The organism is Salinisphaera sp. G21_0 (assembly GCF_017744115.1).
GTDB lineage: Bacteria > Pseudomonadota > Gammaproteobacteria > Pseudomonadales > Endozoicomonadaceae > Endozoicomonas.
Map to the genome: position 1 here is coordinate 37,442 of NZ_JAGHQW010000038.1, position 25,090 is coordinate 62,531.

General features: G+C 49.1%; 32 protein-coding genes and 5 pseudogenes. 24 read left to right on the plus strand and 13 right to left on the minus strand.

Annotated elements, in window-relative coordinates; translation table 11 throughout:
* Positions 1-49 precede the first annotated feature (49 nt).
* The 3 genes from J7439_RS17050 to J7439_RS17060 all read left to right on the plus strand — a co-directional run bounded on the left by J7439_RS17050 (position 50) and on the right by J7439_RS17060 (position 1,882).
* Positions 50-868 (plus strand): MATE family efflux transporter, encoded by an 819-nt coding sequence (locus J7439_RS17050; protein WP_209203166.1) that lies wholly within the window; start codon positions 50-52, stop codon positions 866-868.
* A gap of 43 nt (positions 869-911) precedes the next feature.
* On the plus strand, positions 912-1,310 hold the full coding sequence (locus J7439_RS17055; RefSeq protein WP_209203167.1) for a hypothetical protein: 399 nt from the start codon (positions 912-914) through the stop codon (positions 1,308-1,310).
* Between the two features lie 134 nt (positions 1,311-1,444).
* Positions 1,445-1,882, plus strand: a complete 438-nt coding sequence (locus tag J7439_RS17060) for a Panacea domain-containing protein (RefSeq protein ID WP_209203168.1) — start codon at positions 1,445-1,447, stop codon at positions 1,880-1,882.
* Between the two features lie 251 nt (positions 1,883-2,133).
* On the opposite strand, the gene J7439_RS17065 is transcribed toward J7439_RS17060, so the two are convergent.
* From J7439_RS17065 to J7439_RS17075, 3 genes are all read right to left on the minus strand, one after another.
* Positions 2,134-2,340 carry a hypothetical protein gene (locus J7439_RS17065; protein ID WP_209203169.1) on the minus strand — a complete coding sequence of 69 codons (207 nt, stop codon included), beginning with the start codon at positions 2,338-2,340 and terminating at the stop codon, positions 2,134-2,136.
* Positions 2,341-2,404: 64 nt separating this feature from the next.
* The gene (locus tag J7439_RS17070) at positions 2,405-2,821 is read right to left on the minus strand and encodes a type II toxin-antitoxin system VapC family toxin (RefSeq protein WP_209203170.1); all 417 of its coding nucleotides are present in this window, start codon (positions 2,819-2,821) and stop codon (positions 2,405-2,407) included.
* Complete coding sequence (locus J7439_RS17075) at positions 2,818-3,066, minus strand: AbrB/MazE/SpoVT family DNA-binding domain-containing protein (protein ID WP_209203171.1); 249 nt, start codon at positions 3,064-3,066, stop codon at positions 2,818-2,820. Before J7439_RS17075 ends, J7439_RS17070 begins: the two co-directional genes overlap by 4 nt.
* A gap of 221 nt (positions 3,067-3,287) precedes the next feature.
* Between J7439_RS17075 and J7439_RS27225 the strand changes: the two are divergent.
* The 3 genes and pseudogenes from J7439_RS27225 (at position 3,288) to J7439_RS17090 (ending at position 5,473) form a co-directional block, all read left to right on the plus strand.
* A pseudogene (locus tag J7439_RS27225) lies at positions 3,288-4,770 on the plus strand (mannose-1-phosphate guanylyltransferase/mannose-6-phosphate isomerase).
* Between the two features lie 180 nt (positions 4,771-4,950).
* The gene (locus tag J7439_RS17085; RefSeq protein WP_209203172.1) at positions 4,951-5,217 is read left to right on the plus strand and encodes a DUF4160 domain-containing protein; all 267 of its coding nucleotides are present in this window, start codon (positions 4,951-4,953) and stop codon (positions 5,215-5,217) included.
* The gene (locus J7439_RS17090) at positions 5,210-5,473 is read left to right on the plus strand and encodes a DUF2442 domain-containing protein (protein WP_209203173.1); all 264 of its coding nucleotides are present in this window, start codon (positions 5,210-5,212) and stop codon (positions 5,471-5,473) included. The genes J7439_RS17085 and J7439_RS17090 overlap by 8 nt, the downstream gene beginning before the upstream one ends.
* A gap of 125 nt (positions 5,474-5,598) precedes the next feature.
* On the opposite strand, the gene J7439_RS17095 is transcribed toward J7439_RS17090, so the two are convergent.
* Both J7439_RS17095 and J7439_RS26625 read right to left on the minus strand, forming a co-directional pair.
* Positions 5,599-5,949 (minus strand): helix-turn-helix domain-containing transcriptional regulator, encoded by a 351-nt coding sequence (locus J7439_RS17095; RefSeq protein WP_209203174.1) that lies wholly within the window; start codon positions 5,947-5,949, stop codon positions 5,599-5,601.
* A gap of 36 nt (positions 5,950-5,985) precedes the next feature.
* On the minus strand, positions 5,986-6,114 hold the full coding sequence (locus J7439_RS26625) for a type II toxin-antitoxin system RelE/ParE family toxin (RefSeq protein ID WP_286198408.1): 129 nt from the start codon (positions 6,112-6,114) through the stop codon (positions 5,986-5,988).
* 120 nt (positions 6,115-6,234) lie between these two features.
* On the opposite strand from J7439_RS26625, the gene J7439_RS17100 reads away from it, so the two are divergent.
* From J7439_RS17100 to J7439_RS17110, 3 genes are all read left to right on the plus strand, one after another.
* Positions 6,235-7,617: a phosphohexomutase domain-containing protein gene (locus J7439_RS17100; protein WP_209203175.1), complete on the plus strand. Its 1,383-nt coding sequence runs from the start codon at positions 6,235-6,237 to the stop codon at positions 7,615-7,617.
* Between the two features lie 120 nt (positions 7,618-7,737).
* Entirely contained in the window at positions 7,738-8,100 is a 363-nt protein-coding gene (locus J7439_RS17105; protein WP_209203176.1) for a VanZ family protein, read from the plus strand.
* A gap of 127 nt (positions 8,101-8,227) precedes the next feature.
* Positions 8,228-9,598, plus strand: a complete 1,371-nt coding sequence (locus J7439_RS17110; protein ID WP_209203177.1) for an undecaprenyl-phosphate glucose phosphotransferase — start codon at positions 8,228-8,230, stop codon at positions 9,596-9,598.
* Positions 9,599-9,720: 122 nt separating this feature from the next.
* Here J7439_RS17110 and J7439_RS17115 read toward each other — a convergent pair whose 3' ends face one another.
* Positions 9,721-10,098, minus strand: a complete 378-nt coding sequence (locus tag J7439_RS17115; RefSeq protein ID WP_209203195.1) for a GxxExxY protein — start codon at positions 10,096-10,098, stop codon at positions 9,721-9,723.
* Between the two features lie 79 nt (positions 10,099-10,177).
* Between J7439_RS17115 and J7439_RS17120 the strand changes: the two genes are divergently transcribed.
* From J7439_RS17120 to J7439_RS17155, 9 genes and pseudogenes are all read left to right on the plus strand, one after another.
* The gene (locus tag J7439_RS17120) at positions 10,178-11,581 is read left to right on the plus strand and encodes an O-antigen ligase family protein (RefSeq protein WP_286198409.1); all 1,404 of its coding nucleotides are present in this window, start codon (positions 10,178-10,180) and stop codon (positions 11,579-11,581) included.
* Between the two features lie 126 nt (positions 11,582-11,707).
* A complete protein-coding gene (locus J7439_RS17125) occupies positions 11,708-12,088 on the plus strand; it encodes a CpsB/CapC family capsule biosynthesis tyrosine phosphatase (protein ID WP_209203179.1) in 381 nt (126 codons plus the stop codon).
* Between the two features lie 153 nt (positions 12,089-12,241).
* On the plus strand, positions 12,242-12,841 hold the full coding sequence (locus J7439_RS17130; protein WP_209203180.1) for a hypothetical protein: 600 nt from the start codon (positions 12,242-12,244) through the stop codon (positions 12,839-12,841).
* 146 nt (positions 12,842-12,987) lie between these two features.
* Positions 12,988-13,815: a UTP--glucose-1-phosphate uridylyltransferase GalU gene (gene galU, locus J7439_RS17135; protein WP_209203181.1), complete on the plus strand. Its 828-nt coding sequence runs from the start codon at positions 12,988-12,990 to the stop codon at positions 13,813-13,815.
* A 52-nt stretch (positions 13,816-13,867) separates the two neighbouring features.
* On the plus strand, positions 13,868-14,527 hold the full coding sequence (locus J7439_RS17140) for a DUF7986 domain-containing protein (protein WP_209203182.1): 660 nt from the start codon (positions 13,868-13,870) through the stop codon (positions 14,525-14,527).
* A 53-nt stretch (positions 14,528-14,580) separates the two neighbouring features.
* Positions 14,581-14,994, plus strand: a complete 414-nt coding sequence (locus J7439_RS17145; protein WP_209203183.1) for a hypothetical protein — start codon at positions 14,581-14,583, stop codon at positions 14,992-14,994.
* 65 nt (positions 14,995-15,059) lie between these two features.
* Positions 15,060-15,182, plus strand: coding sequence for a hypothetical protein (locus tag J7439_RS26630; RefSeq protein WP_286198410.1), 123 nt, complete (start codon positions 15,060-15,062; stop codon positions 15,180-15,182).
* Between the two features lie 139 nt (positions 15,183-15,321).
* Positions 15,322-16,454, plus strand: a pseudogene (locus J7439_RS17150) (ISAs1 family transposase).
* Between the two features lie 21 nt (positions 16,455-16,475).
* On the plus strand, positions 16,476-16,844 hold the full coding sequence (locus J7439_RS17155; RefSeq protein WP_209203184.1) for a hypothetical protein: 369 nt from the start codon (positions 16,476-16,478) through the stop codon (positions 16,842-16,844).
* A gap of 147 nt (positions 16,845-16,991) precedes the next feature.
* On the opposite strand, the gene J7439_RS17160 is transcribed toward J7439_RS17155, so the two are convergent.
* The 3 genes from J7439_RS17160 to J7439_RS17170 all read right to left on the minus strand — a co-directional run bounded on the left by J7439_RS17160 (position 16,992) and on the right by J7439_RS17170 (position 18,057).
* Entirely contained in the window at positions 16,992-17,207 is a 216-nt protein-coding gene (locus tag J7439_RS17160) for a hypothetical protein (protein WP_209203185.1), read from the minus strand.
* A gap of 347 nt (positions 17,208-17,554) precedes the next feature.
* The gene (locus tag J7439_RS17165; RefSeq protein WP_209203186.1) at positions 17,555-17,818 is read right to left on the minus strand and encodes a Txe/YoeB family addiction module toxin; all 264 of its coding nucleotides are present in this window, start codon (positions 17,816-17,818) and stop codon (positions 17,555-17,557) included.
* Complete coding sequence (locus J7439_RS17170; protein ID WP_209203187.1) at positions 17,815-18,057, minus strand: type II toxin-antitoxin system Phd/YefM family antitoxin; 243 nt, start codon at positions 18,055-18,057, stop codon at positions 17,815-17,817. The genes J7439_RS17165 and J7439_RS17170 overlap by 4 nt, the downstream gene beginning before the upstream one ends.
* A gap of 141 nt (positions 18,058-18,198) precedes the next feature.
* On the opposite strand from J7439_RS17170, the pseudogene J7439_RS17175 reads away from it, so the two are divergent.
* From J7439_RS17175 to J7439_RS17185, 3 genes and pseudogenes are all read left to right on the plus strand, one after another.
* Positions 18,199-18,773 (plus strand): annotated as a pseudogene (locus tag J7439_RS17175) (UTP--glucose-1-phosphate uridylyltransferase).
* A gap of 179 nt (positions 18,774-18,952) precedes the next feature.
* Positions 18,953-19,976 (plus strand): annotated as a pseudogene (gene galE / locus J7439_RS17180) (UDP-glucose 4-epimerase GalE).
* A 43-nt stretch (positions 19,977-20,019) separates the two neighbouring features.
* Positions 20,020-20,421 (plus strand): VanZ family protein, encoded by a 402-nt coding sequence (locus tag J7439_RS17185; protein WP_209203188.1) that lies wholly within the window; start codon positions 20,020-20,022, stop codon positions 20,419-20,421.
* Between the two features lie 112 nt (positions 20,422-20,533).
* Here J7439_RS17185 and J7439_RS17190 read toward each other — a convergent pair whose 3' ends face one another.
* Positions 20,534-20,911: a GxxExxY protein gene (locus tag J7439_RS17190; RefSeq protein WP_209203189.1), complete on the minus strand. Its 378-nt coding sequence runs from the start codon at positions 20,909-20,911 to the stop codon at positions 20,534-20,536.
* 412 nt (positions 20,912-21,323) lie between these two features.
* Here J7439_RS17190 and J7439_RS17195 point away from each other — a divergent pair, with 412 nt between their 5' ends.
* Positions 21,324-22,712, plus strand: coding sequence for an O-antigen ligase family protein (locus tag J7439_RS17195; RefSeq protein WP_209203190.1), 1,389 nt, complete (start codon positions 21,324-21,326; stop codon positions 22,710-22,712).
* Here J7439_RS17195 and J7439_RS17200 read toward each other — a convergent pair.
* Together J7439_RS17200 and J7439_RS17205 are read right to left on the minus strand one after the other, a co-directional pair.
* Positions 22,709-23,140 (minus strand): type II toxin-antitoxin system VapC family toxin, encoded by a 432-nt coding sequence (locus J7439_RS17200; protein WP_209203191.1) that lies wholly within the window; start codon positions 23,138-23,140, stop codon positions 22,709-22,711. The genes J7439_RS17195 and J7439_RS17200 overlap by 4 nt on opposite strands.
* Positions 23,137-23,358 carry an AbrB/MazE/SpoVT family DNA-binding domain-containing protein gene (locus tag J7439_RS17205; protein ID WP_209203192.1) on the minus strand — a complete coding sequence of 74 codons (222 nt, stop codon included), beginning with the start codon at positions 23,356-23,358 and terminating at the stop codon, positions 23,137-23,139. The genes J7439_RS17200 and J7439_RS17205 overlap by 4 nt, the downstream gene beginning before the upstream one ends.
* Before the next feature lie 158 nt (positions 23,359-23,516).
* On the opposite strand from J7439_RS17205, the gene J7439_RS17210 reads away from it, so the two are divergent.
* Together J7439_RS17210 and J7439_RS17215 are read left to right on the plus strand one after the other, a co-directional pair.
* A complete protein-coding gene (locus J7439_RS17210) occupies positions 23,517-24,251 on the plus strand; it encodes a tyrosine-protein phosphatase (RefSeq protein ID WP_209203193.1) in 735 nt (244 codons plus the stop codon).
* Positions 24,252-24,360: 109 nt separating this feature from the next.
* A complete protein-coding gene (locus tag J7439_RS17215) occupies positions 24,361-24,915 on the plus strand; it encodes a hypothetical protein (RefSeq protein ID WP_209203194.1) in 555 nt (184 codons plus the stop codon).
* On the opposite strand, the pseudogene J7439_RS26635 reads toward J7439_RS17215, so the two are convergent.
* Positions 24,852-25,090 (minus strand): annotated as a pseudogene (locus tag J7439_RS26635) (transposase); the annotation flags it as partial. The gene J7439_RS17215 and the pseudogene J7439_RS26635 overlap by 64 nt on opposite strands.

Below are 25,090 nucleotides of genomic sequence, written 5' to 3' on the forward strand. Positions count from 1 at the left end.
CCAGAACTCTGCCCCCCAACAGGCAGGCTACTACTTCCTGGCATTTACCGTGATACAGGTTCTGGCAGCCACCGGACAACTCGGTTTGCCCAACAGCCTCCTTCGCTTCATCGGCAGCAGCAAAGCCGAAAAATACTGGAACGAAGCCAGTGCGGCCCATAAAACCGGTACTCTCTGGGCCTTCCTCTTTTCTACCAGCCTTGGAGTGTTACTTTACTTCACCAGCCCCTGGCTCGCAGAACACATTCTGGATAAACCAGGTGCAACCACAGCCCTGCAAGCTATGTCACCTTCAGTGGTTTTGTTTGCATTACTGACCCTGAATGCCCATGCGCTTCAGGCTGTAGGTGATGTAATAAAATCCGTCAGTACCCTTAACATACTGGCGCAACTATTATTATCAGCAGCCCTGCTGTTAGGTTTGGCCACCACCGCTCAAACAACAGCCGCCTTCTATTCCCTGGCCTGTCTGCTGACCATGCTTATCTCCCTGATCTGGTGGCTACGCAAACCGGACATAAAGTGGCGTGGTGTGAAACAGTTCCCGACAGCCACACTCTGGCAAAGCTGCCTCCCCCTCTGGTGGGTAGCACTGATGGGCTTAGGCGTTCAGTGGGCAGGTCAGTTGGTCTCCGGTGCCTATGTTCCACCAGAAGAACTGGCCATTCTGGCCGTAGCCCAGCGAACCGCCATGCTCACCAGCTTTGTACTAATGGCGGTCAACCTGGTGGTCGCGCCAAAATTCGCCGCCCTCTATAAACAAGGCAAAAGCGAACAACTGGAACACATTGCCCTGAAAGCCACCAAACTGATGGTACTGTTTGCACTGCCCATAAGTAGCCAGAAATATTCGATTCCATATGGCTAGCTACTTATGACCTGAAGATCGTTTTATTGGTTATTCTTTAGCGATGCTTGAGGACGAATTAAAAGAGAAAAAGGCCATGCTGGACCGTATGTGCTCTCTGGAGCTGTTAGCCACTCTGGAAGCCAGGTTCAGAATTGATTACCTGGTTCGATGCCAAAATAAGCACAAAGATTCACTGTCCAGAAAATTCCGGGAAATTCACCAGCAGAAGACTAATAGAGTGTCTTTGTCGGATGACATTCTGGTGGGTTGGAGAGTCTCGAACCCAGAACATAAAACTCGTCTGGATCACTTCCAAAAGGCTCTGGATTACCGGAACTGGCTTGCCCATGGCCGGTACTGGCAACCTAACCGTTCTCCCCATATACACAAGTATGACTATCTCGGTATTTACCTTTTATCAGCTGATATTTTGGAGAACATAGGGTTGGTTGAGGGGTGAGTTTTTTTGGGTTGTAAAGTAAAGAGCTGTAAGCTGTAAATTAAAAGCTTTTTTGCTTGTGGCTTGCAGCTTAAAACTTACAGCTTCGCCAGCCGATGGCTATAATGGTTGAGCTTTCTTACACGGGGATAGTTATGGCCGATGTGTTCCAAGTCGCCGCTTATTTTTTGAATAAAGCGAACAGCGATGATGCGGGTGACCTGATTTCCAATCTTAAACTGCAGAAACTGGTTTATTATGCTCAGGGGTTTTCGCTGGCCATTTTTGACCATGCTTTGTTTACCAATACGATTGAGGCTTGGCAACATGGGCCGGTGGTTCCGGAACTTTACCATCGCTTCAAAAGCTTTGGCAGTGGCGCGATCGAGACACCGGATGAGTTTAACCCTGAGAGCCTGAGTGCAGATGAACAGGGCTTGCTTGATGAAGTGTACGATGTTTATGGGCAGTTCTCTGCCTGGAAGTTACGGAATATGACTCATGATGAGCCGCCCTGGAAAGATGCTGCCAAAAACGGTGAATTGATCAGCCAGCAAAGCATGGCGGATTATTTCAAAACGCAGCTTCAGTAAGCTTTCAGACTAAATCTTGAATTTAACTTTGCATACAGAGTTTGTGCATGGCTGCAAAGAGAATTAAAAAACCAGCTCCCCACGCTGGAAATTCTATCAAATCACCGGGTGAACGAGGCATAAATTACGACCAGTTTCGCCCTCGGTTTTCTCTGGAACACCTTCAGTCAGATTTCTGCCTGAGCCTGTGTACACAGGAAGAAAAAGCCAGTTTCGCGGATGCAATTCATAAACGTAGCCAGCTGACCTGGTCACAGATCAAGAACCAGGATCGTCATAAACCGGGTTTTGAAAAAATCAAACGGCATTCGTTGAAATCGCCGGTTCCAACGGTTGCCACTGACGATGTAGAAATCATCTCGTTTCGGTTCTGCGGTTTGGCTCCCATGGTTGGATTCCGCCGAGAAGCCACTTTTTTTGTACTTTGGCTGGATCGGGCTTTTTGTCTTTATAAGCATTGAAGCTTTTTTAGGGCTGTAAAGCTGTAAAGCTGTAAAGCTGTAAAGCTGTAAAGCCTTAAAGCTATGGCTTCTCCAGCGTCGTCACAACCGGCAGAGCTCCCAGCTTCTTTCTGCTCTCAAAGCTGTAGAGCGTTTTGGCTCCTTTACTATTGGCACGGCGGGCAATCAGGCAGTCAGAAAAATCCACATTGGGATATTCGTTGTAGTCCATGAGTGCACATAGCAAGGCATTCCAGTCTTCAAAATGAAAGCGGGTGTTACAGGCGAGTTGTTTGAGTGCATGGTGTATTTCTGTTTTGTTCAACTCGAAGGCTGTTTCCAGTACCCACTCCGTTTCGGCCAGAACGATGTCTGACAGGAAAACGGAGTCTGCAGAGTGAATGGTTTCAACGGCAGCGGTTGCCTGCCATGCCGGGTTCCGGGCATCGGTGGGCTCTAGCAGGTAGCGCAGTAATACATTGGTATCAACAGCAATCATGCTTTACCCCGGAATTTATTGGCGGCTTTGCGCTTTATCGCTGATTTAATCGCCTGCGTTGTGATAGGGTACCCTTCCTGGTTGGCTGGGGAGATAAAACCCGCCAGGTCGTCCGATGAAATTTTTACCAGATGAGCAACACCATCCCGTTCGTATACCTGTATGAAGTCGCCGGGCTCCAGCCCAAGCTTATTGCAGATACTCTGTGGAATGGTCACTTGCCGCTTTGCTGTTAATTTGTGCATGTTATTTTGCCCGAGTATTACTTTTACCTGATTGTAATACCAAAGATAGGCGGAGACCGTGCTAACGGCAAGTTTTTTAGCTGGAAGCCTGCTCGCTCTGCTTCCAGCCTCAAGCTTTCAGCATCTTTTACTCTCACTTAAAAAAATCCTATGATCCGTTATTAAAAAAGCTTTCGTCTTCCTTTGTGTCTTTGTGCCTTTGTGGTGAAAAAGAAAACGCCATGAATTTAATACCTGTCATTATGTCCGGCGGCTCTGGCAGTCGTCTCTGGCCTCAGTCACGCTCTTTATACCCAAAGCAGTTTCTGCCGCTGGTTAATGAGCAAACCATGTTGCAGAACACCGTCTCCCGATTAGATGGCCTGGATTCGGTTTCTGCCCCTCTGGTGATTGCAAATGAAGAGCACCGGTTTCTTGTGGCAGAGCAAATCCGCCAGATGGGTCGGCAGGCTGCAGCCATTATTCTTGAACCTGTCGGAAAAAACACGGCACCGGCGGTGGCTCTGGCAGCCTTGAAAGCTCATTCCATCTCTGAACAAAAAGACACCTTACTTCTGGTATTGGCTGCGGACCATGTGATTCAGAATGTCCAGGCATTTCATCAAGCGGTTGCAGCTGCATTACCGGCGGCGAGAGATGGCAAGCTGGTGACGTTTGGGATTGTGCCTACGCATCCGGAAACGGGCTACGGCTATATAAAAGCCTCTTCTAGCCACGGAGACACGGAGACACGGAGAAAAGAAAAGCTTTTAAAAGATAACTCCGTGTCTCCGTGGCCAACAATCGTCTTGTATGCCTGTTGAGCAATTTGTTGAAAAGCCCGATCTGGAAACCGCTCAGGGTTATCTGGCCTCAGGTGACTATTATTGGAACTCCGGCATGTTCCTGTTTAAGGCCTCCCGCTACCTGGAAGAGCTGAACAAGTTCCGCCCCGATATTCTGCAAGCCTGTGAAAAGGCGATGGCAGTTGAGAGCACTGATCTGGATTTTGTTCGATTGGATGAAGCCGCATTTCATACTTGCCCGGATGAATCTATCGATTATGCCGTGATGGAAAAAACCACTGACTCCGTTGTCGTTCCTCTTGATGCGGGTTGGACCGATGTAGGCTCCTGGACAACGTTGGCAGATATCTGTGAAAAAGATGAGTCCGGTAACGCTTTTCAGAGTGACGTTCTGTTGCAGGAGACCCGCAACACCTATGTGCGCAGTGAAAAAAAGTTGATTGCTACCGTGGGTGTCGAGGATCTGATCATCACCGAAAGCGATGATGCCATTCTGGTGGCCCATAAGGATCGGGTGCAGGATGTTAAAAAGATCGTTGACCGACTGAAGGCAAAAAACCAGATTGAGGCAAAACTTCATCGGAAAGTTTACCGCCCCTGGGGGGCTTATGACTCCATTGATATGGGCGACCGGTTCCAGGTTAAGCGCATTACCGTTAAGCCGGGGGCACAGCTCTCTTTGCAGATGCACCATCACCGTGCCGAACACTGGATTGTGGTCAAAGGTACCGCTTTGGTCACCAATGGTGATCAGGAAATTCTGCTGACCGAAAACCAGTCCACCTATATCCCCATTGGCGTGGTGCATCGGCTGGAAAACCCGGGCAAGTTCGACCTTGAACTGATTGAAGTACAGAGCGGCGGGTATCTGGGTGAGGATGATATTGTCCGGTTTGAGGATACCTACGGTAGGGCGTGATTGACGCCGCCCGCTGCCCGGCTCCCGCTGCCCGAAAAAGCACAGCTCTTATCTTTTACGGGGAGCGGGAAGCGGGCGGCGGGCAGCGTTCCTTAACATTAACTATTCACCCATAACTAATGGTATAAACTGTACCTGCGGTATTGACCTTATAATAATTCACTCAACAAGAATTCCGTGATGCCAGTCATATCAAGCTTTTTTGGGATTTATATCAGGATGTACCACGCTGATCATGCCCCACCGCATATTCATGCCGAGTATCAGGGGCATGAGGCGCTGGTAGAAATATCCACAGGCCATATTCTGGAAGGTGGTTTACCCAAAAAAGCAGCAAAGCTTGTGGGCGACTGGTGTTTGTCGCATCAAGCTGAGCTGGCAGACAACTGGCAAAGGGCTATGGACCTTCAACCACTTGAGCGTATAGCAGGAGCTGACAATGATTAAAATCGTTCAGGCTGTTTATCAGGCAGGGGTGGAAATAAAGCTTCATTTTTCTGATGGCAGCTTTGGTGTTATGGATTTTAGTGAAATACTGTCACATAAAACCAGCCTTACCCGGGCTTTGGATGATGCCGCTTTTTTCCAACGTTTTTTTATCGAGCTAGGGGCGCTTTGCTGGCCTAATGGCCTGGAGTTCAGTGCAGGTAGCCTTTATAAAAGTCTGGAAGAGTCCGGTAAGCTGGTTAAGCCTGCTGCTTAGGGTTTGTCCTGGGCCTCATTTTACTCAGGCTGTAAAAGGCCGCTTCCCACTTCCCGCTGCCCGAAAAAGCACAGCTCTTATCTTTTACGGGGAGCGGGTAGCGGGGGGGGCGGGCAGCGTTCCACTCATTGTCTGATTTCCCTGCCCGGAGCTTCTGGCTCAGGCACAATCTGAACCTGTAGTGAAACCTTCAGGTTTTCACGCAGTGCTGAAAATATGCCTGCCAGATTATCCATGCTGGGGTTTCCCTTGCCCGATAACATTCGATGCAGGCTTTTGCTGGATTTTTGGGTAGTATTCGCCAGCTGTTCGAAACCGACAGTGGCATTTACAAGATCCCTTAATATCATTCGGGCTGCATCGGGCTCACCGTTAAGGAACAGGGTTGCGGCTTCGTCCAGCAGGGCACAGGCAAAATCCGGGTCACGTTCTGCCCTGGCCTGTATGGTCTGTTTGAAATCCCGTGTCAATGGCATAACGATGTTCTTCCTGGTTTTTGGCTTATACCTGCATTAAACCCGGTTTGTTTTTCTGGCCCGATAATCGGGCCAATGCTCTTTTGCCCGGGCGATATCTCTGCGTTGTGTTGATTTATCACCACTGCTGGTAAGGGCTTTTACCGTCTTGTTGCAGGTATTCAAGCACGGTCATCTTCATATTTATGGTAACTTATATGTTACTTTTGGCAGGCTGCATTTATTGTGATGTCAACTTAGTCAATAAGTCAGCTGGTTGCCGGGGTTTTATTTTCGGGGTTTAAAATGACCGCACTCTCTTGTTTTAAGGCCTACGATATCCGTGGCCGCATGCCTGATGAATTGAATGAAGATATTGCCTGGCGGATTGGCCGGGCAACGGCTGAATACCTGCAGCCCAAAACCATAGTTATTGGTGGGGATATTCGCCTGTCTACCCCTGAACTCAAAGAAGCCCTGAGCGATGGGTTGCGGGCCGGTGGTGTGGATGTGATTGATATTGGCCTGTGTGGCACTGAAGAGGTTTATTTTGCCACTTCGCATCTGAAGGCGGATGGGGGCATTATGGTGACCGCCAGCCATAATCCGAAAGACTATAACGGGATGAAGCTGGTTCGGGAGTCGAGCAAGCCGATTTCTGGCGATACCGGGTTGCGGGAGATTCAGCGGTTGGCTGAAGAGGTTTTTGTTGAACCACAAAGGCACAAAGACACAAAGGTTTCTTTTGGTTCTTATCGGCAGATCAGCAACCTTGCGGCTTATGTGGATCATATTCTTGGGTATATCAAACCGGATGAGTTGAAGCCGCTGAAACTGGTGGTGAATGCCGGTAATGGGGCTGCCGGGCATGTGATTGATGCTATTGAAGCACGGTTTAAAGAGACCGGTGTGCCGGTGGAGTTTGTGAAGATTCACCATGAGCCGGATGGGAACTTTCCCCATGGGATTCCTAACCCGTTGTTACACGACTGTCGGCAGGCAACTGTGGATGCGGTGCTGGAACATAATGCAGATATGGGCATTGCCTGGGATGGGGATTTTGACCGCTGCTTTTTGTTTGATGAGAAAGGGCAGTTTATTGAGGGGTATTATATTGTCGGGCTGTTGGGTGAGGCGTTTCTGGCTCATTATCCTGGTGCAAAGATTATTCATGACCCTCGGTTGACCTGGAATACTATTGACCAGGTTTCGACTGCAGGAGGTGTGCCGGTGCTGTGTAAAACCGGTCATGCCTTTATCAAGGAGCGGATGCGGGAAGAGGATGCCGTCTATGGCGGTGAGATGAGTGCCCACCATTATTTCCGTGACTTTGCTTACTGCGATTCCGGGATGATTCCGTGGCTGCTGGTAACTGAGTTAATGTCCCATAAAGGTAAAAAGCTTTCTGAACTGGTGGCCGAACGCATTGCTTTGTTCCCATCCTCTGGTGAGATTAACAGCACACTGGATAATCCACAGGCGGCAATCGACCGGATTCTGGCGATTTATGAAAAGGATGCGGTGGCTGTGGATCATACCGATGGGATCTCACTGGATATGGGGGAGTGGCGGTTTAACCTGCGACTTTCTAATACAGAGCCGGTGATTCGGTTGAATGTGGAGAGTCGGGGCGATGTGGCGCTGATGGATGAGAAAACTTCTGAATTGTTGAGTTTGATTCGGCAGTGATTTATTGGAACCACAAAGACACAAAGGCACAAAGTTTTTTGGTTTCTGCGCTATGCGCAGTAAAAAAAAGTCTTTCTTTGTGTCTTCGTGTCTTTGTGGTTCAAAAAGAGAAATTAAAAATTGGTACGGATTTTAGCGGTTGGCTGGTTGGCCTTTCTGGTGATTCTTTCGGCCAGTAAAAGCCTCGGTTATGGTCACTGGGCCTGGGGCAGTATTGAGCGTTTTCTGGGCGGCAATTTGCAGATGCATTTTGTCATGGCCTTTATTCTTTCAGGACTGGCTCACTTGGCCAGCCCAGGGTTCTGGCACCGGGGCTGGTTGTTACTGCTGTTGGTGATTGGCTGTGCCCTGGATGAAAGTTTGCAGGCGGTGCTGCCACTGCGGAATTTTAACCCGCTGGATTTTCTCGTAACCTGTGCCGGGTTGTTGCTGGCTGCTTTGCCTTTTATGGTGTCGCAGTGGCGGATGGTTAAAAGCGTTTGAACCACAAAGACACAAAGGCACAAAGGTTTTTTGGGTTTGCCTGCGCTACGCACAGCAAACATAAGAAAAAGTCTTCCTTTGTGTCTTTGTGCCTTTGTGGTGAAAAAAAAGCTGGATTTGAATGTAGATGCCTACCTCGTTGTTATCGGGCCGGTCGCGGCTGCCTCTTTTTTTACTGGTCATTATGGATGTGGCCATTGCCTTTGGCTGTGCGGAGCTATCGGAATGGGTGCGTTTTGGTGACCATGCTACCCACTATCTGAATGTGATGACTATGCAGGCGCTGCTAGTGGTGGTGTTTTCGTTTTTGTGTGAAGTGTATGCCCCCTGGCGTGGGCGACGGATCAGCGAGCGATTGACCAAGGTCGCCATTGCCTGGGCATTGTCGTTTACAGCGCTGATCGCTTTTATGGTGATGACCAAAACCACCGAGCGGTATTCCCGTATCTGGCTGTTTACCTGGATAGGACTGACCATCCCCATGGTATTGGTGATCCGGTTCACTCTTTATCGAATGCTGATGCGGTTTCGTAGCCGTGGGCGCAATACCCGCCATATACTGGTGATTGGTGATGGTCGTAACTTTGAGGCCATGCGTGAGTACTTCTCAAAAGATAATGGTTATGGCTACCGGCTGCAGCATATTATCGAGCACGATAATGATGAGCAGGCGCTGGCGGAGCTGAAACAGTATCTGGCCAGAAATGAAGCCTTTGATGAGTGCTGGCTCTGCATACCCTTTAACAAGAACTCCATTCTGCAGCCAGTGATGTTTGCCCTGCGCCACAGTACCGCCAATATTCGCTATATGCCGGGGCTACAGGATCTGCCGCTGCTGAACCATACCATTACCAAAATTGGCGATTTTTATTCCCTGGATATCAGCTGTTCGCCTATGGACAGCATTAACGCCATTATCAAACGGGTGTCGGATATTGTGATTGGCAGCCTGATTCTGCTGCTGATTTCTCCGGTGATGGTGGGGGTGGCCATTGCTGTGAAACTCTCGTCACCGGGGCCGGTGTTTTTCAAGCAGTTTCGGCATGGGGCTTCTGGTCAGCAGGTGAAGGTTTATAAGTTCCGCAGTATGAAGGTGCATCAGGAAGGCGAAGGTAAAGTGACTCAGGCCACTAAAGGTGATCCACGGGTTACCAGAGTCGGAGCCTTTATTCGCCGTACCAGCCTCGATGAGTTGCCGCAGTTTATTAATGTACTGCAGGGGCGGATGTCTATCGTTGGTCCTCGGCCCCATGCATTGGCTCATAACGAGTATTACAAAGACCTGGTGGAATCTTATATGCAACGCCATAAGGTGAAGCCGGGCATTACCGGACTGGCCCAGGTGCGGGGCTTCAGGGGTGAGACTGATACGCTGGATAAGATGCAACGGCGGGTGGAGTGTGATCTGGAATACATTAATAACTGGTCGTTGTGGCTGGATATCAAGATTATCATTGGTACCGTTTTCAAAGGGTTTATGAACCCTAATGCTTATTAAAAGACTTTTTTGAACCACAAAGGCACAAAGACACAAAGGAAGACTTTCTTTTGTTTGCAGCGCGTAGCGCTGGCAAACCCAAAAAACCTTTGTGTCTTTGTGCCTTTGTGGTGAAAAGGCTTTTAATTCACAACCCGCACCACCCCCTGTTTTAGAACAGGTTCATTGAAGTTAATGAGCAATCCAAGCCAACGTTTTTTCAGTTTGAGATAGGTGAGTAACTGTGCCTTATGGATCGGTAGTACTTTTTCTACAGCTTTCAGTTCCACGATAACAAGGTCATTCACCAACAGATCAAGCTTATAATCAGCTCCCAGACTGCGCCCTTTATAAATAACGGGAACTGGCTCCTGACTTTTTAGCTCCAAACCTTTTTGTTCAAGCTCAAATATAAGTGCCCGCTCATAAGTGTTTTCCAATAACCCGGGGCCCAAATGTCGGTGAACTTCAATGGCGGCACCAATGATCACTGAAGACAGTTGATCAGACTCTTCCTTCATATTAATTCTCATATTTATTAGTTCGAAAGACCAAATATAGAAAACCTTTGTGTCTTTGTGCCTTTGTGGTTCAAAAAAAATGAAAAAAGCTCTGTTCTGGCCGCTGTTAGCGGTGATGTTCTGGTTGCCTTTGCCTGAAGGCAGCAAGCCCGAGTGGGCTATGGGGATTTTGATGATGCTGGTCTACGGGCTGGCGTTGTTCTGGTTGCTGGGTTTTGCCCTGAACCGGTTGCCGGTGTCCCTTGCCTTTCAGAAGGCCCGCTGGTTTCACCTTGGGTTTATTCTGGTTACCTGCTGGCTGTTTATACAACAGCTGCCATTACCTGCTGAGTGGGTAAAGGCACTCTCCCCCCACGCCTGGGATATTCACTACCAGGCTTATCTGGCACTGGGATTGCCCATGCCGGATTTACTCCCCCTCTCTCTTGACCCTTTCGCTACACAGGTGACTGCGTTGCTGGCGCTGGCCTATTATCTGCTGTTTTGCTTATGCCTGCTGCTGATCGACCGACCTGAGAAGTTGAAAGCCTTTGCCTGGGTGCTGGTGATTTCCGGTATTTTTCAGGCGGTGTTTGGTTCGTTAAGTACGCTCTCCGGGTTGGAAACCTTGTTGTTCCGGGATAAGACCTCTTATTTTGGCGTGGCTACGGGCACCTTTGTCAACCGCAACAGTTTTGCCGGTTGTATGGAGATGACCCTGGCAGCGGGCATGGGCCTGCTGATTGCCCAGCTGAATGAACGGCCTTCCCAAAACTGGCAGGAGTGGCTGCACCGCACCCTGAAAACCCTGATGAGCAATAAGGTAATCCTCCGCACCGGGCTGGCCATTATGGTGATCGCTCTGGTGCTCTCCCGCTCCCGTATGGGCAATACGGCGTTTTTCTCCAGCCTGATGATTACCGGCTTTTTGTACGTTATCTGTCGTAAGCAGCTGAGCCGGGGAATGGTGGTGCTGTTTGTCAGTTTGCTGGTGATTGATACGGCCATTGTCAGCCAGTGGTTTGGCCTGGAGAAGGTAGTGGAACGCCTTGAACAAACCTCCATGGAACGGGAAACCCGGCCCAATGTCGCGGAAGTAACGCTGGATGCCATTGGTGATTATGGTTTGACCGGCTCCGGTGGCGGCTCGTTCTATACGACGTTACCCGCTTATCATGATGGTAGCTGGCGGGGCTTTTACGACCTGGCCCATATTGATTTTCTGCAATTTCCCCTGGAGTTTGGTATACCCGCCTATGCTATTCTGGCACTGTTGGTGCTGGCGGCTGGCTGGCATGCTATTGCGGCCATGAGGCAACGGCGCAACCGGTTGATGATTGGCATGGGCTTTACCGCCTTTATGGGCATGCTGGCCATTATGATTCACTCATCGGTGGATTTTAATCTGCAGATTCCTTCCAATGCGGCTTATTTTGTGGTGTTGATGGCGCTGGCTCTGGTGGCTCGTTATATGCCAACACCTGCGGGTAAGGTGCGTCAGTAAAGATTTTTTTTGAACCACAAAGGCACAAAGACACAAAGGAAAAGCATTTTTTGTAAGAGCTTTGCTCTTACCAACCTTTTGCTCTTCTTCGTGTCTTTGTGCCTTTGTGGTGAAAAGCTTTTAAACATGATAGATATTCATAACCATATTATTCCCGCCATTGATGATGGCCCCGATACCCTGGAGCAATCCCTGGAGCTGCTGCGCATAGCCGAAGCCAATGATATTCAGCGGATGGTCTGTACGCCCCATATGCATCCCGGTCGTTACGATAACGATATCAACACCATTGCGCCCGCCTTTGATGTGCTGGTTGGCCATGTGCAACAGGCAGGTATTGGTGTTCAGCTGGCCATGGGAGCGGAGGTGCGTTTTAGTGATGAGCTGATGTTTCAGCTGCGGCAGAAGCGTATCCCGATGATCGGTAAGTGGGATGGGAAAGGGGTTCGGGATCAGTTGACGTTGACTAATCCGGATTTGCTGACCTTTTCGCTTTTTGGTGGTTGATTTTTTTGAACCACAAAGACACAAAGGCACAAAGAAGAGCAAAAGACTGGTAAGAGCAAAGCTCTTACCAATAAAGGCTTTTCCTTTGTGTCTTTGTGCCTTTGTGGTGAAAGCTTTTAAAGGGAATCACGCACGGTGTTCAAGAGATGGTTGATGGTTCTGCCAGGTATTGCCCTGCTGGCAGTGGCCTTTAATACGGCATGGAATCTGGTGCAGTCGGAGGTCTGGCGTTCCCAGACAGAGGACTTTCTGGACCACTGGGTAGCAGAAGCAAAAACAGAGGCTGGCTTTACTGTGGATAAAGAAGAGTGGCTACTCACTTTGGCCGGTGCTGATAATGCCCTGGACAATATGCCCGGCTCTCCCGAACTGCAGATGATGCGAGCCCAGGTACTAAACCGGGGAGTACAAAACGGTTGGGCTGTTAACGATTCAGGTGAACCGATGGAGCTGGATGCCTGGCAACAGGCCATCCTGCAAAGACCCGGCTGGCCTTATAGCTGGAGCAGTTATGCACAGGCTCGCTCCCAGCGTTCATTAATCGATCAACAGCTGGAACAAGCACTGGTACGGGCTGATCAGCTTGGCCCCTGGGAACAGCAGGTGATGGAAAACGCCACCATCCTCGGCAGGTATTATCGCGGATGGTTAAGCGAACCGGTTCAGAATATTCTCGATGATAGCCAGCAGCGGTTGGTGAAGCTTTATCCACATCGGGCTAAGCAAATAGAACGGCAATACCCGCTGCCTTAAAGCATTGGAACCACAAAGGCACAAAGACACAAAGTTTTTTTTGGATTTGACAGCGCTTCGCGCTGCAAACAAAAGAAAAAGTCTTCCTTTGTGCCTTTGTGTCTTTGTGGTTCAAAAAAATTCTATCCACAACTCAAGTACACCTCATGCTTAAGAAATGCCTATTCCCCGCAGCCGGCTACGGCACCCGTTTTCTCCCAGCCACCAAAAGCATGCCCAAAGAGATGATGCCGGTGGTTTCCAAACCCCTCATTGAATACGGGGTAGAAGAAGCCCTGCAAGCTGGCTTGGCTGATATCTGCATGGTGACCGGCCGGGGCAAGCGAGCCCTGGAAGATCACTTTGATGCCAACTACGAGCTGGAACACCAGATTGCCGGTTCCGATAAAGAATCCCTGCTCACCAATATACGTCAGCTGATTGATGAGTGTACTTTCTCCTACACCCGCCAGCGGGAGATGAAAGGCCTGGGCCATGCCATTCTTTCCGGTGAACCGCTGATCGGCGAACAACCCTTTGGTGTGGTGCTGGCGGATGACCTGTGCATTAACCCTGATGGCCCTGGCGTGCTGGCGCAAATGGCACTGCTCTACAAGCAGTTTCGTTGCTCTATTGTGGCGGTGATGGAAGTGCCGGAAGATCAAGTGCATAAGTACGGCGTAATTGCCGGGCAAACCATTTCCGAGGACCTGATCCGTGTGGAAAACATGGTAGAAAAACCCGCCCGGGAAGATGCCCCCAGCAACCTGGCCATTATTGGCCGCTATATTCTGACCCCGGATATTTTCGACCTGATCCGCGACACCCAACCCGGCAAAGGCGGCGAAATCCAGATTACCGATGCGCTGATGACCCAGGCTCAGCGTGGTTGTGTACTCGCTTATAAATTCAAGGGCAGACGCTTTGACTGCGGCAGTATTGAAGGTTTTATCGAAGCGACCAACTACTGCTACGATAAGCTGTACGCCCGGTGACGAACTAACAGGCACCGTTCAATCAGCAATCTATCTGAATTAGCCGGATTTTATGCGCCATATCCATCCTGATTACGACCAGCTTCGAGCTGTTGGCAAAGACCTGAACTCTGCACTCTTTAAGGAGCTGACCCAGGACGAATATAAAATAGTCGCCCGTCGGCTCGAAACGATCAAGAAAGGCAAAATGCGGTTTGATTCTTATGAGCAGTTTGACCAATACACCGACTTTTGCATCAACGATTATGTGGACAGCCGTGGTGAGAACCTGGTCAAGCGTTATAAGCGCAGGCACCATGAAACCATCAGCGCCACCGAAGCACGAATTATTGATGCTCTGCTGACTTCTCAAACCTCACTTTTTCAGATTCTCAGCAGGGATACGGACAGCGCAACCGTTCAGCTTAAGGATCTGTTAAATGGTGGTGAGCTTGCCATCACTGACCGAAATTTAAGCGCCTCCCCGGGTGCCACCAGTTTTATCATGTTCACCCGGATTCTGACCTATGGGGACGACCTGCACATCACCTCCGGTGCTTCCATGCTGTTTCCCAATCATTCCCGGGAACAGGTGCTGCTGGAATATTGGCGTTTGCTGAAAAAGAGCCCTGCCGGTTCCATTCAGTCCAAACGCTATGCTGCTTTTTATAAACTGCACAGCAAGCATGGCTTTAAGGATATGGCCCGTGACGAGGAAGCGACGGTGGCCTGAAAGATCAGGACCACGAATCGTTTGTAAAAGATAAAGGTATAGCAGGCAAATTTATGACCACAACCTATACCATCCCTGAAGCTCCATCCATCACCAATGAACGGCAGTATATTGAGTGGTTTGTGCAATACAGTGACAAACTCGAAGAGCTGAGAAACCTGACAGGCCGCTATGCGGAAGGTGAACGGCTGGAGGCCTTTGTCGCAGAGCATACCGACCGTGGGATGAGCCTGCTGGAAATGCATCCGGACCGGGAGTCGCTGTTTGAGCGGGTCTCGTTTATGTCGGAAGACACCTGGGCAAAATTGAAGAAGGTGCTGGCAGAGTACGGTGGGCTGGCAAACTGCCCTGAGCCCCAGAGGGTTCTGTTGGTCGGGCTGGTGATTCATATCATGATCGGGGTGGAGGTGTTGGAGAAGAAGTATCTGCATCCTGAGGCGGGACGGTTGGTGCCGGAGATACGTTAAAGAGCCTTTCCCCCTGGAGGACGGTGAATATTCACGGAAACACCGTCCTCCCTGGTGTGAAATTATTGTTCGTTAACGTCAGCTCACAGGAGATTATCCCGGCGCCATTGCCGGGCACGGCGGACGATGGTCACAGCAACCGGCAGGTAAATGATGACCAGCACCAGCTTGAGGCCGGTGATGCCTGAAACCCGACTCAGGGTATCATCTAGGGAAAAATCATGAAAGCCCGCGAAGCCATTGGGCTCAATGGCTATAAGGACATCCCCTTATAGAGCAAAATACACATCCAGTGTCTTATATAAAAAAGATTTGGATGTTCTGAAAATGAATGCATTTGATTTAATGAATAGGCTATCTGTTATTTATGACGCACGTCAGCAATGGAAAATAGATCATAAACTTGCTGATATTCTGCTCTTAGTCATTTGTGCAGTCATTGCAGGTTGCGAAGGCTGGGAAGAAATTGAAGACTTCGGCAATGAGCGACTGGACTGGTTAAAAAAATATGGTGAATTTGAATACGGCATTCCTTCCCATCATACAATTTCCAGGATAGTTGCTGCTATTAACCCAAAGCAATTCCAGAAATGCTTTATTGAGTGGATGCAAGCCTGCCACCGGGCAACTAATGGTGAGATCATTGCAATTGATGGAAAAACAGCAAGAGGATCATACGACAAAGGCAAGGATAAAGGTGCAATTCACATGGTGAGTGCGTTTGCTACTGCAAACGAATTGGTCCTTGGCCAAATTAAGATTAATGATAAAAGTAACGAGATTACCGCCATACCTGAATTACTTGAACTCCTTGAAATTCGAGGATGCCTTGTAACCATAGACGCCATGGGGTGTCAGAGGGATATTGCCAAGAAAATTGTCGATAAAGGTGCTGATTATTTGCTAGCGGTAAAAGGTAATCAGGGCAAGCTTCATGAAGCATTTGAGAATCATTTTTCTGTTGAAAGAATGAATCAATGGAAGGGTGACACTTTCAGAACTGAAGAAAAAAGCCATGGTAGAATGGAAACACGTCTTCACATAGTTAGTGATATCTTTGATGAGTTTGTTAATCTTTCTTTTGATTGGAAAGGAATGAAAACTCTTGGAATTATTTGTCTGCAAGAATGGAAGATGGTGTATTTAATGCTGACGACATCAGTGTGCGTTATTACATTTCCTCTGCGCAATTAACTGCAGAAAAGTTTGCACATGCTGCAAGAGAGCATTGGGCAATCGAGAATAAACTCCATTGGAAAATGGATGTTGCAATGAGAGAAGATGATTGTCGAATCAGAAGGGGCAATACCGCTGAAATGCTCACTGGTTTTCGACATATGGCAGTTAATATGTTGAACAATACCAAAACCTTTAAAGCTGGTCTGAAGCGGAAGCAGAAAAAGGCCGCCATGAGCACTCGATATCTGTCTGAAGTCCTCGCAGGGTGCGGGGTTTCATGATTTTTCCCTGCCACCGATGCCATGCTGTTGCAGTTTTCGGAAGATCGGGAACGAGCCTGTGAACGTTTTGCTGCTTTTGTTCTGGCAGGGGTGGGTATCAATATCTGGGTTCATCTCAAACAGCAGATCTACCTGGGTGATGACCGGTTTGTTTCGGATCAGCAGCAATATATTGAAAAGCCAGTGAAAGGTAAGGCGCTTTCGGAAGTGCCTCATAAGCAGAAACGCAAACCTGCACGGCCCCTTGAGTTTTACCAGGCGAGTTGTGATTCAATCGAGGCTGCTGTTTGTGCGGCTTTTGGTTCCGGCGGTTACACCCAGAAAGCCATCGCTGATTATTTTGGCCTGCATTATTCCACGGTGAGCAAGATGATTGCGCGCCAGGAATAAAGTGTGTATTGGGCGGTGTTCATGAGTTGGCCTTGTCTCCTTGCTTTAGATCTGCAGGTTTGAGCCACTATGAACCAGAAAGGTATTTGTCCATTTTTAATAATTTGCCCAGGGCTCTTTTGAATTCCGGAGTGAAATAGAGCTTGTTCAATGGTCAAGCCCGTTCCACAGTTCTTCAACAGGCTGGTAATCCCCTTTGGTGGTTTCTTCCCAGCCTTTTTCAAAAGACTCTTCCGCCGTACCAAAAGAAACACTCTCCCTGAAGCTGTGAACGATTCTTAATAGTGCTGGCAGGTGTTCGCTGGGTATTTTCCCTATCTCCTGCTGCAGCATTTCTTGTATCGCTGTTTCATTGTTTTTCATTGGGTAGTGCCTTTCAGGTTGCCAGGAGGCTGACCGAGAATAGCGCCCGTAGCGAGGATGGCAGAAAATTGAGGATAAAAAGTCGGAAAGTTTTAGTGAATAGTGGTTCTATTTGCTAAAAATTTCCGACTTTTTAGACCAATTTGCTGCCACCGCAGTAGGGCAGTCTGTTCTCGGTCAGCCTCCTAGTTGCTGTTCGTATTATTTTCACTTGCACCGGCTGAGTGAAATGTTAGTTTAGTCTGAACAGCCATCGCTGATCATTTTGGCCTGAATTATTCCTCGGTGAGTAAGATGATTACCCGGTACCCTATAGTTTGTGGGCATTGAGTGGCTATTTATGCCAACTATTCGTAATGGGTCCACATCCTGATGATTTTAACGGTTTTCTCTTTTTTCAGTACCTGGTAAACCAGCCGGTGCTGAATATTAATTCTCCGTGATAATGCGCCACTCAGGTCACCGATCAGCTTTTCGTAAGGTGGTGGTGTTTGATACGGATTAATCGCCAGTATATTCAGCAGGGCTTCTGCTTTGGATTTCAGGTCTGCGGCTGCGATTTTCTTTGCATCTTTTTGCGCCTGCCGGGTGTATACCAGTTTCCAACTCACCAGCCGGGCTCCTCGCTGCAATCTGAAATATCGCTGGCCAATCCGTCGCGGATGGATTTCCGCATTCCCGGTATATTGAGCAGGTGAAGTGTTTCCTGAATAGCACTCCAGTCTTCTTCAGATACCAGTACGGCATTGTTGCGTTTGCCAGTAATAAGCACTGGCTTGTGGCTTTGAGCGGTTTCATCAATCAGCCGGTACAGGTTTGCACGGGCTTCGCTGGCGCTGTATCTGCTCATGGATTGTCTCCTGATTCTTTTACTATTTTTTACGTACGTAATATAGTACGTATTCTTTAATCCCGCCAATGATGGTGCCAATTTTGCTGCCTTTTTAAAAACACTTTTACCACACAAATACTGAGTCCCACATACCATCCTATGATAAAGAAATGCCTTTTCCCCGCTGCCGGCTACGGCACCCGCTTCCTCCCTGCCACCAAATCCATGCCTAAAGAGATGATGCCCATTGTCAGTAAACCGCTGATTGAGTATGGCGTTGAAGAGGCGCTGCAGGCGGGTATGAATGATATCTGTATTGTTACCGGCCGTGGCAAGCGCAGCCTGGAAGATCATTTTGATGCCAACTATGAACTGGAGCATCAGATTGCCGGTAGTGATAAGGAGTCACTGCTGAAATATGGGGTGATTGCCGGGCAGGCTATTTCTGATGATCTGATCCGGGTGGAAACCATGATGGAGATGCCTGCAAAAGAAGATGCCCCCAGCAAGCTGGCTATTATTGGCCGCTATATTCTGACGCCGGATATTTTTGACCTGATCCGGGATACCCGGCCGGGTAAAGGCGGCGAGATTCAGATTACCGATGCCCTGATGGCCCAAGCTCAGAGGGCCTGTGTGCTGGCTTATAAGTTCAAGGGCAGGCGTTTTGATGTGGCAGTATTGCCGGGTTTATTGACGCTACCAATTATTGTTATGACGCGCTTTATTGTTGATCGCTGTGTGTCGATCATTCCCCGTGCTTACATTGGGTATCTGCTTTACCTGAGCTAAAGAAGTTGGAACCACAAAGCACACAAAGAGCACAAAGGAAAAGATAAGATTTTTTCTTTTTTCTTTTTTCTTTTCTTTGTGCTCTTCGTGTGCTTTGTGGTTCAAAATAAAGGCCCCACCAATGAAAATTCTCGTTACCGGCCGCTGGTTATATCGGCTCCCATACCTGTGTTGAGTTACTGAATGCCGGTCATGACCCCATCGTATTGGACAATCTCAGTAACAGTTCGCCCACTGCTATCCGGCGTGTGGAGCAAATTACCGGCAAGGCATTGCCTTTTGTTGAGGGTGATATCCGGGATGAGCAGACTGTAAACCGGTTAATGTCGGCTCATCAATTCGATGCGGTCATACATTTTGCCGGTTTGAAGGCGGTGGGGGAGTCCTGCACCATGCCTCTGAAGTATTATGACAATAATATCAGCGGCACGATCACGCTCTGCCAGGCCATGGCAGCCCATCATATCAAACGGCTGATTTTCAGCTCATCCGCTACCGTGTACGGTGACCCGCATACGCTGCCTATTGAAGAGAGTTTTCCCCTGTCGGCCACGAATCCTTATGGCCATTCGAAACTGGTGATTGAGGAGATTTTGCGGGAACTTTATAAGTCCGACCCGCAATGGAATATCGCCCTGCTGCGCTATTTTAATCCGGTAGGGGCGCACCCTTCTGGCCTGATCGGTGAAGACCCTAACGATATTCCCAATAATCTGTTGCCTTATATTTCCCAGGTGGCTATTGGCAAGTTGCAGCAGCTGAACGTATTTGGCAATGATTATTCGACGGCCGATGGCACCGGTGTGCGTGACTATATCCATGTGGTGGATCTGGCCCGTGGCCATGTGAAGGCGCTGGAAAGATTGACGGATGATAACCGGGACTGCCATGTGTGGAACCTGGGCGTCGGCAAGGGGTACTCGGTGCTGGAGATGATCCACGCCTTTGAAAAGGCCTCTGGCAGACAGGTGCCTTATGTTATCGCTGACCGTCGTCCGGGGGATATTGCTGCCTGCTATGCCCACCCTGAAAAAGCCGAACGTGAGTTGGGGTGGAAAGCGGAGTATTCGCTGGATGATATCATGGCCCATGCGTGGAAGTGGCAATCGGAAAATCCACAAGGATATGGTTCAATGGATGGGTAGCGCCTGTTCAGGTTTGATGATCCCTCATGGATGATGACCAATAATGCAAGACAAAAAATGGGGTAAATTGCCCTGGCAGCGGCTGGTGTTTGTGGCTGCCATCCTTACCTGCACTGTGATGGCGGTGATTCCCGGCAGTATTGACCCCACCGGTTTTGTTAACGACAAAGTAAAGCACGTTATTGTGTTTTTTGTGTTGGCGTTGATGCTTGACTACCTGGCCTTTCCTACTGCCCGCTTTACCTGGTATAAGCCACTGGGGTTGTTGGCCTTTGGGGTGTTGCTGGAAGTGTTGCAGGATACTCTTGGGTTTCGTAAGGGCAGTAACCAGGATTTGCTGGATATTTTATCGAACCTGGCGGGGATTACGGGTTACTTTGTGGTGGCGGCTGTGGTTAAGCGAATTTACAGGGTTAAACTGGCGAATGGAGGGGCGGTGGTTTAAAAGCCTTGGAACCACAGAGCACACGAAGAGCACAAAGGAAAAGATAAGATAAGATAAGATTTTTTCTTTTTCTTTTTCTTTCCTTTGTGAGCTTTGTGGTTCACAAAAAAAATCAGTTGACCAGCCGCTTGATGCCATGTTTGAGGACGTACTCATTAAAGTTGATCAGCAAGCCCAGCCAGAGATTGTTCATTTTCAAGTAGGTCAATAACTGAGCATCATGAATACGGTTGAGTTTTTCCACAGCTTTTAATTCGACAATGACTAACCCTTCAACGAGAAGATCAAGCTTCAGGTCGGTATTGAGTTTTTTGTTTTTGTAATACACTGGAACAGGCACCTGCCTTTCAACCTGCAGGTTGGCCTGTTTAAGCTCGAAAAACAGTGCTTCTTCATAAATTGACTCCAGCAGGCCCGGCCCCAAAACTCGATGAACTTCTATGGCGCAGCCAATGATGTGTTCTGATAACTGGTTAGACTTGGTTTTCATCCGCATATCTCTATTTATTGTTAATAACTAAAAATAGAACACTTTTCCTGTTTTTATAGTTTTGAATCCGGCCCCGGTGGTTTGAAGAAAAGAAGTGGAACCACAGAGCTCACGAAGGGCACAAGGGAAAAGAAGTGGAACCACAGAGCACACGAAGAGCACAAAGGAAAAGCATTGGAACCACAAAGCACACGAAGAGCACAAAGAAGAGCTTTTCTTTTCCTTTGTGCTCTTCGTGTGCTTTGTGGTTCAAAAGGATCTTTTTCCCTCCTTTCGGTCTTCTGTATAATCCCTGCTTGCCTATTCCCCTGATGCCTGAATCTGTTTAAGGATTACCGCCTTGTCCACGCTGGATAACCGTTTTAGCCGTTTTCTGTTTTATTTTCTGTTGCTGGTGATTACCTGACTGCCCTTGCCCTATGGCAGCAAGCCCGAATGGGCCATGGGGATTTTGCAGGCGGGTGTTTTTATGCTGTCGGCCTTCTGGTTGGCGGGGTATGGTTTTGGGCATCTGTCGGTTACCCCTGCCTTTCGTAAAGGTGCGCCGGTTTTTATTGGGTTGTTGCTGGTTGCTTTCTGGGTTTGGGTGCAGTCGTTGCCACTGCCTGCAGAGCTTGTGCAGCAGTTATCACCGGTGGCCTGGTCGGTTCAGGTTGAAGCGGCCAGCGCATTAAACCTGCCGGTGCCGGATGCTCTTTATCTTTCCCTTGATCCTTTTGCTTCCCAGGTGCATGCCCTGTTATCGCTGGCCTATGCGCTGCTGTTTGCCATGGTGTTGTTGCTGGTGAGTGATCCGAAGCGGTTGCGGGTGATTGCCTGGGTGTTTGTGATTGCCGGGGCGTTTCAGGCGTTGTTTGGTTCGTTGAGTACTTTGTCTGGTGCAGAGGTTTTGTTGTTTGGGCCGAAAGAGACCGGCCAGGGTGTAGCTTCGGGTACGTTTGTTAACCGTAATAGTTTTTCAGGCTGCCTGGAGATGACCCTGGCGGTGGGTATGGGCCTGTTGCTGGGTCAGCTGAACGAACGGCGCTTTCATGACTGGCATGAGTTCTGGCAACAAACCCTGAAAACCCTGCTAAGCAACAAAGTCATTTTACGTACCGCCATTGCCATTATGGTGGTCGGCCTGGTGTTGGGGCGCTCCCGTATGGGCAATACGGCGTTTTTCTCCAGCCTGATGATTACCGGGGTTTTGTACGTTATCTGTCGTAAAAAATTAACCCGTGGTGTGGTGATTCTGTTTGTCAGCCTGTTTGTGATCGATACCATTATTGTCAGCCAGTGGTTCGGGCTGGAAGAGGTAGTAGAACGGCTGGAAAGAACCAACGTACAAACAGAAGCCCGTAGTGATGTGAACCCGCAAACCATCGGTGCCATTCCTGATTTTGCCCTTGCCGGTTCCGGTGCTGGCAGCTTCTATACCACCCTGCCGCAATATCATGATGGTACCTGGCGGGGCTTTTTCGATTTGGCCCATAATGACTTTCTGCAATTCCCCCTGGAGTTTGGTGTGCCGACTTATGCCATTCTGGGGCTGATGGTGCTGTTTACTGCCTGGCAGGCGATTCAGGCCATGCGCCTGCGACGGAATATGCTGATGGTGGGGATGGGCTTTGCGGCGTTTATGGGGATACTGGCGATTATGATTCATTCGTCGGTGGATTTTAATCTGCAGATACCTTCGAATGCGGCTTATTTTGTTTGCATGATGGCTTTGGGGTGGTTGGCCAGGTATTTGCCGACCCTGCCGGGCGCTTCCCGCCACCCGCTCCCCGAAAAAGATAAACAATACAGAGCTTGTTAAGGCTTCAGAGCTCCCGGTATTTGCTGTGCAGCCAGATCAAAGGTATAAACCCCATCCAGTGGTTCGGATGGCTTTGAGCAGTAATTTGCTTTGTTAACGATCAGCGCATCGGGAAAGTCGGCAGTTTTTCGCTTGCTGCCAGCCTTGACGGGTTTGGCCAGCCGAAAGTCATTCAGCGCCCGCCAGACAGTCTGGCCATCTTCAAAACAGAGGTTGGGTTCTGCAAACAGTTGCTGAATGACCCCAATCAGTTCAGGATTATCAAGATTGTACTTTTTACCCCGTAAGGTCCAGAGAGTTTCTACCAGGACCACATCGGTTATCAGAACTTTGTGCTGCCCGGTAATCAGCCGGGCAGCCTTCGGTGATTGCAGCTCGTCATCATCCAGCAGATAGCGGAGAAGGACGTTGGTATCGATGGCAATCATGGGTTGATGCCGGTTTGCAGGGAGGTCTCTTCATTGACCCGTTTGTCAGTCTTGATACCTTTGAGCAAACCTTTCGCCGCTCCCATTGTTTTTTTTACGATAGTAATATGCCCTTGGTTATCCACGTAGCTTTCGTACTCATCGCCGGGTGCCAGCCCTGCCTGTCGGCACTGCTCTGCGGGCAGGGTGATTTGCCTTTTGCTGCTGATTACCGGCATAGCGCCTCCTTCTTTACTTTTTATTAAAAAGTAAAGATAGAAGTGCTCGTGAGTGGAGTCAAGAAAACGTTACGTCAGAATATAGAAGATAGTGAGAAATCATTTATGCAGGGTTGTATTTTACGGGAAGCGGGCAGCGGGAGGCGGGGAGCGCAAACATGATAGATATTCACAACCATATTATCCCCGCCATTGATGATGGTCCGGAGACCATGGAGCAATCCCTGGAACTGCTGCGCATAGCCGAAGCCAATGATATCCAGCGGATGGTCTGCACGCCCCATATGCATCCCGGTCGTTACGATAACGATATCACCACCATTGCACCTGCCTTTGATGTGCTGGTTGGTCATGTGCAACAAGCCGGTATTGGTGTTCAGTTGGCCATGGGGGCGGAGGTGCGTTTTAGTGATGAGATGATGTTTCAGCTGCGCCAAAAGCGCATCCCGATGATCGGTAAATGGGACGGTTACGACTGCCTGCTGCTGGAAATGCCCCACAGCAATATTCCATTGGGTATTGAACAGATGCTGGAGTGGCTGGATCGCCAGCAGGTGCGGGTGGTGATTGCCCATCCGGAACGGAACAAGGAGCTGATGGCCTACCCGGAACGCATCTTTCCATTGGTGGAACGGGGCGCATTGTTTCAGGTGACTGCCGGTTGTATACCCGGTTTTTTTGGAGACAATGCACAAGCCACAGCCCGCTGGTTGCTGGACCATGAGTTGGTGCAGTTTGTGGCTTCGGATGCTCACCATGCCAAACGACGACCGCCTGCTATGAAGGCAGCGGCTGAAGTGCTGGATGAATGGTATGGCGAGTCCGTTCGGCATCAGCTGACATTGACCAATCCGGATTTACTGACTTTCTCGCTGTTTGGTGGGGCTGAGTGACTTTGTTTTGGACCACGAAGAACACGAAGAGCACAAAGAAGAGCTTTTCTTTTCCTTTGTGCTCTTTGTGAGCTTTGTGGTTCAAATAATCTTTTAAAAAGGATGGCAAATGCTTAAACGGTGGCTGCTGGTATTGCCCGCTATTGCGTTATTGGCGGTGGCATTAAATACCGCGTTCAATCTGATTCGCTCTGAAATCTGGCGTTACCAGACCCAGGATTTTCTGGAGTTCTGGCAGGCAGAGACCAAAGCGGATAGCAATTATAAGATTAATCAAAGGGATTTTGACGTTACCGTTAACGGTATCGACAAGGCCCTGAATAACGCGCCCTTTGCCTCGGAATTGCGGGTATTAAAGGCCAGGGTGCTTGAGCTGGGTTTCCGCCACGGTTTAACGCCAACCCAGACCGTTGAACCGGTGGACTTAACCGCCTGGAGAGAGGCTGTTTTGGCGAGACCAGCCTGGCCCTACAGCTGGAGTGCATACGCCCAGGCCCGCTCCCAACACTCCCTGATTGATCCGCAGTTTGAAGCCGCTCTCGTTCGTGCCGACGAACTTGGCCCCTGGGAGCAAAAGGTAATGGAACGTGAGTTCGACGCTCATAAAGCCATAGGAACCCCTTCAGTCAGCACTGTTATATCAATATGGGGCTTCTTGGGTTGACGGGTATAAGCAATCAGCCCTGCTATCAGATTTACCGCAAAGTTGAATGGTGCCGAGTGTGCTCTATCTGAGAAATATTTTTCAATTGATCATTCACACTTTCAATCACTGCTCGTTTTCGCAGCATCGCTTTATCAAAGGCTTTTAGCTCCTTTGGCTTCATATTCTTCCGGAC

Bases quoted from the DNA above. Each gene is read 5' to 3' on its own strand.
- J7439_RS17055 (WP_209203167.1), top strand. From the start codon at position 912: ATGCTTGAGGACGAATTAAAAGAGAAAAAGGCCATGCTGGACCGTATG.
- J7439_RS17060 (WP_209203168.1), top strand. From the start codon at position 1,445: ATGGCCGATGTGTTCCAAGTCGCCGCTTATTTTTTGAATAAAGCGAAC.
- J7439_RS17065 (WP_209203169.1), bottom strand. From the start codon at position 2,340: ATGCTTATAAAGACAAAAAGCCCGATCCAGCCAAAGTACAAAAAAAGT.
- J7439_RS17070 (WP_209203170.1), bottom strand. From the start codon at position 2,821: ATGATTGCTGTTGATACCAATGTATTACTGCGCTACCTGCTAGAGCCC.
- J7439_RS17075 (WP_209203171.1), bottom strand. From the start codon at position 3,066: ATGCACAAATTAACAGCAAAGCGGCAAGTGACCATTCCACAGAGTATC.
- J7439_RS17085 (WP_209203172.1), top strand. From the start codon at position 4,951: ATGCCAGTCATATCAAGCTTTTTTGGGATTTATATCAGGATGTACCAC.
- J7439_RS17090 (WP_209203173.1), top strand. From the start codon at position 5,210: ATGATTAAAATCGTTCAGGCTGTTTATCAGGCAGGGGTGGAAATAAAG.
- J7439_RS17095 (WP_209203174.1), bottom strand. From the start codon at position 5,949: ATGCCATTGACACGGGATTTCAAACAGACCATACAGGCCAGGGCAGAA.
- J7439_RS17100 (WP_209203175.1), top strand. From the start codon at position 6,235: ATGACCGCACTCTCTTGTTTTAAGGCCTACGATATCCGTGGCCGCATG.
- J7439_RS17110 (WP_209203177.1), top strand. From the start codon at position 8,228: ATGCCTACCTCGTTGTTATCGGGCCGGTCGCGGCTGCCTCTTTTTTTA.
- J7439_RS17115 (WP_209203195.1), bottom strand. From the start codon at position 10,098: ATGAAGGAAGAGTCTGATCAACTGTCTTCAGTGATCATTGGTGCCGCC.
- J7439_RS17120 (WP_286198409.1), top strand. From the start codon at position 10,178: ATGAAAAAAGCTCTGTTCTGGCCGCTGTTAGCGGTGATGTTCTGGTTG.
- J7439_RS17125 (WP_209203179.1), top strand. From the start codon at position 11,708: ATGATAGATATTCATAACCATATTATTCCCGCCATTGATGATGGCCCC.
- J7439_RS17130 (WP_209203180.1), top strand. From the start codon at position 12,242: ATGGTTCTGCCAGGTATTGCCCTGCTGGCAGTGGCCTTTAATACGGCA.
- galU (WP_209203181.1), top strand. From the start codon at position 12,988: ATGCTTAAGAAATGCCTATTCCCCGCAGCCGGCTACGGCACCCGTTTT.
- J7439_RS17140 (WP_209203182.1), top strand. From the start codon at position 13,868: ATGCGCCATATCCATCCTGATTACGACCAGCTTCGAGCTGTTGGCAAA.
- J7439_RS17145 (WP_209203183.1), top strand. From the start codon at position 14,581: ATGACCACAACCTATACCATCCCTGAAGCTCCATCCATCACCAATGAA.
- J7439_RS17155 (WP_209203184.1), top strand. From the start codon at position 16,476: ATGCTGTTGCAGTTTTCGGAAGATCGGGAACGAGCCTGTGAACGTTTT.
- J7439_RS17160 (WP_209203185.1), bottom strand. From the start codon at position 17,207: ATGAAAAACAATGAAACAGCGATACAAGAAATGCTGCAGCAGGAGATA.
- J7439_RS17170 (WP_209203187.1), bottom strand. From the start codon at position 18,057: ATGAGCAGATACAGCGCCAGCGAAGCCCGTGCAAACCTGTACCGGCTG.
- J7439_RS17185 (WP_209203188.1), top strand. From the start codon at position 20,020: ATGCAAGACAAAAAATGGGGTAAATTGCCCTGGCAGCGGCTGGTGTTT.
- J7439_RS17190 (WP_209203189.1), bottom strand. From the start codon at position 20,911: ATGAAAACCAAGTCTAACCAGTTATCAGAACACATCATTGGCTGCGCC.
- J7439_RS17200 (WP_209203191.1), bottom strand. From the start codon at position 23,140: ATGATTGCCATCGATACCAACGTCCTTCTCCGCTATCTGCTGGATGAT.
- J7439_RS17205 (WP_209203192.1), bottom strand. From the start codon at position 23,358: ATGCCGGTAATCAGCAGCAAAAGGCAAATCACCCTGCCCGCAGAGCAG.
- J7439_RS17210 (WP_209203193.1), top strand. From the start codon at position 23,517: ATGATAGATATTCACAACCATATTATCCCCGCCATTGATGATGGTCCG.
- J7439_RS17215 (WP_209203194.1), top strand. From the start codon at position 24,361: ATGCTTAAACGGTGGCTGCTGGTATTGCCCGCTATTGCGTTATTGGCG.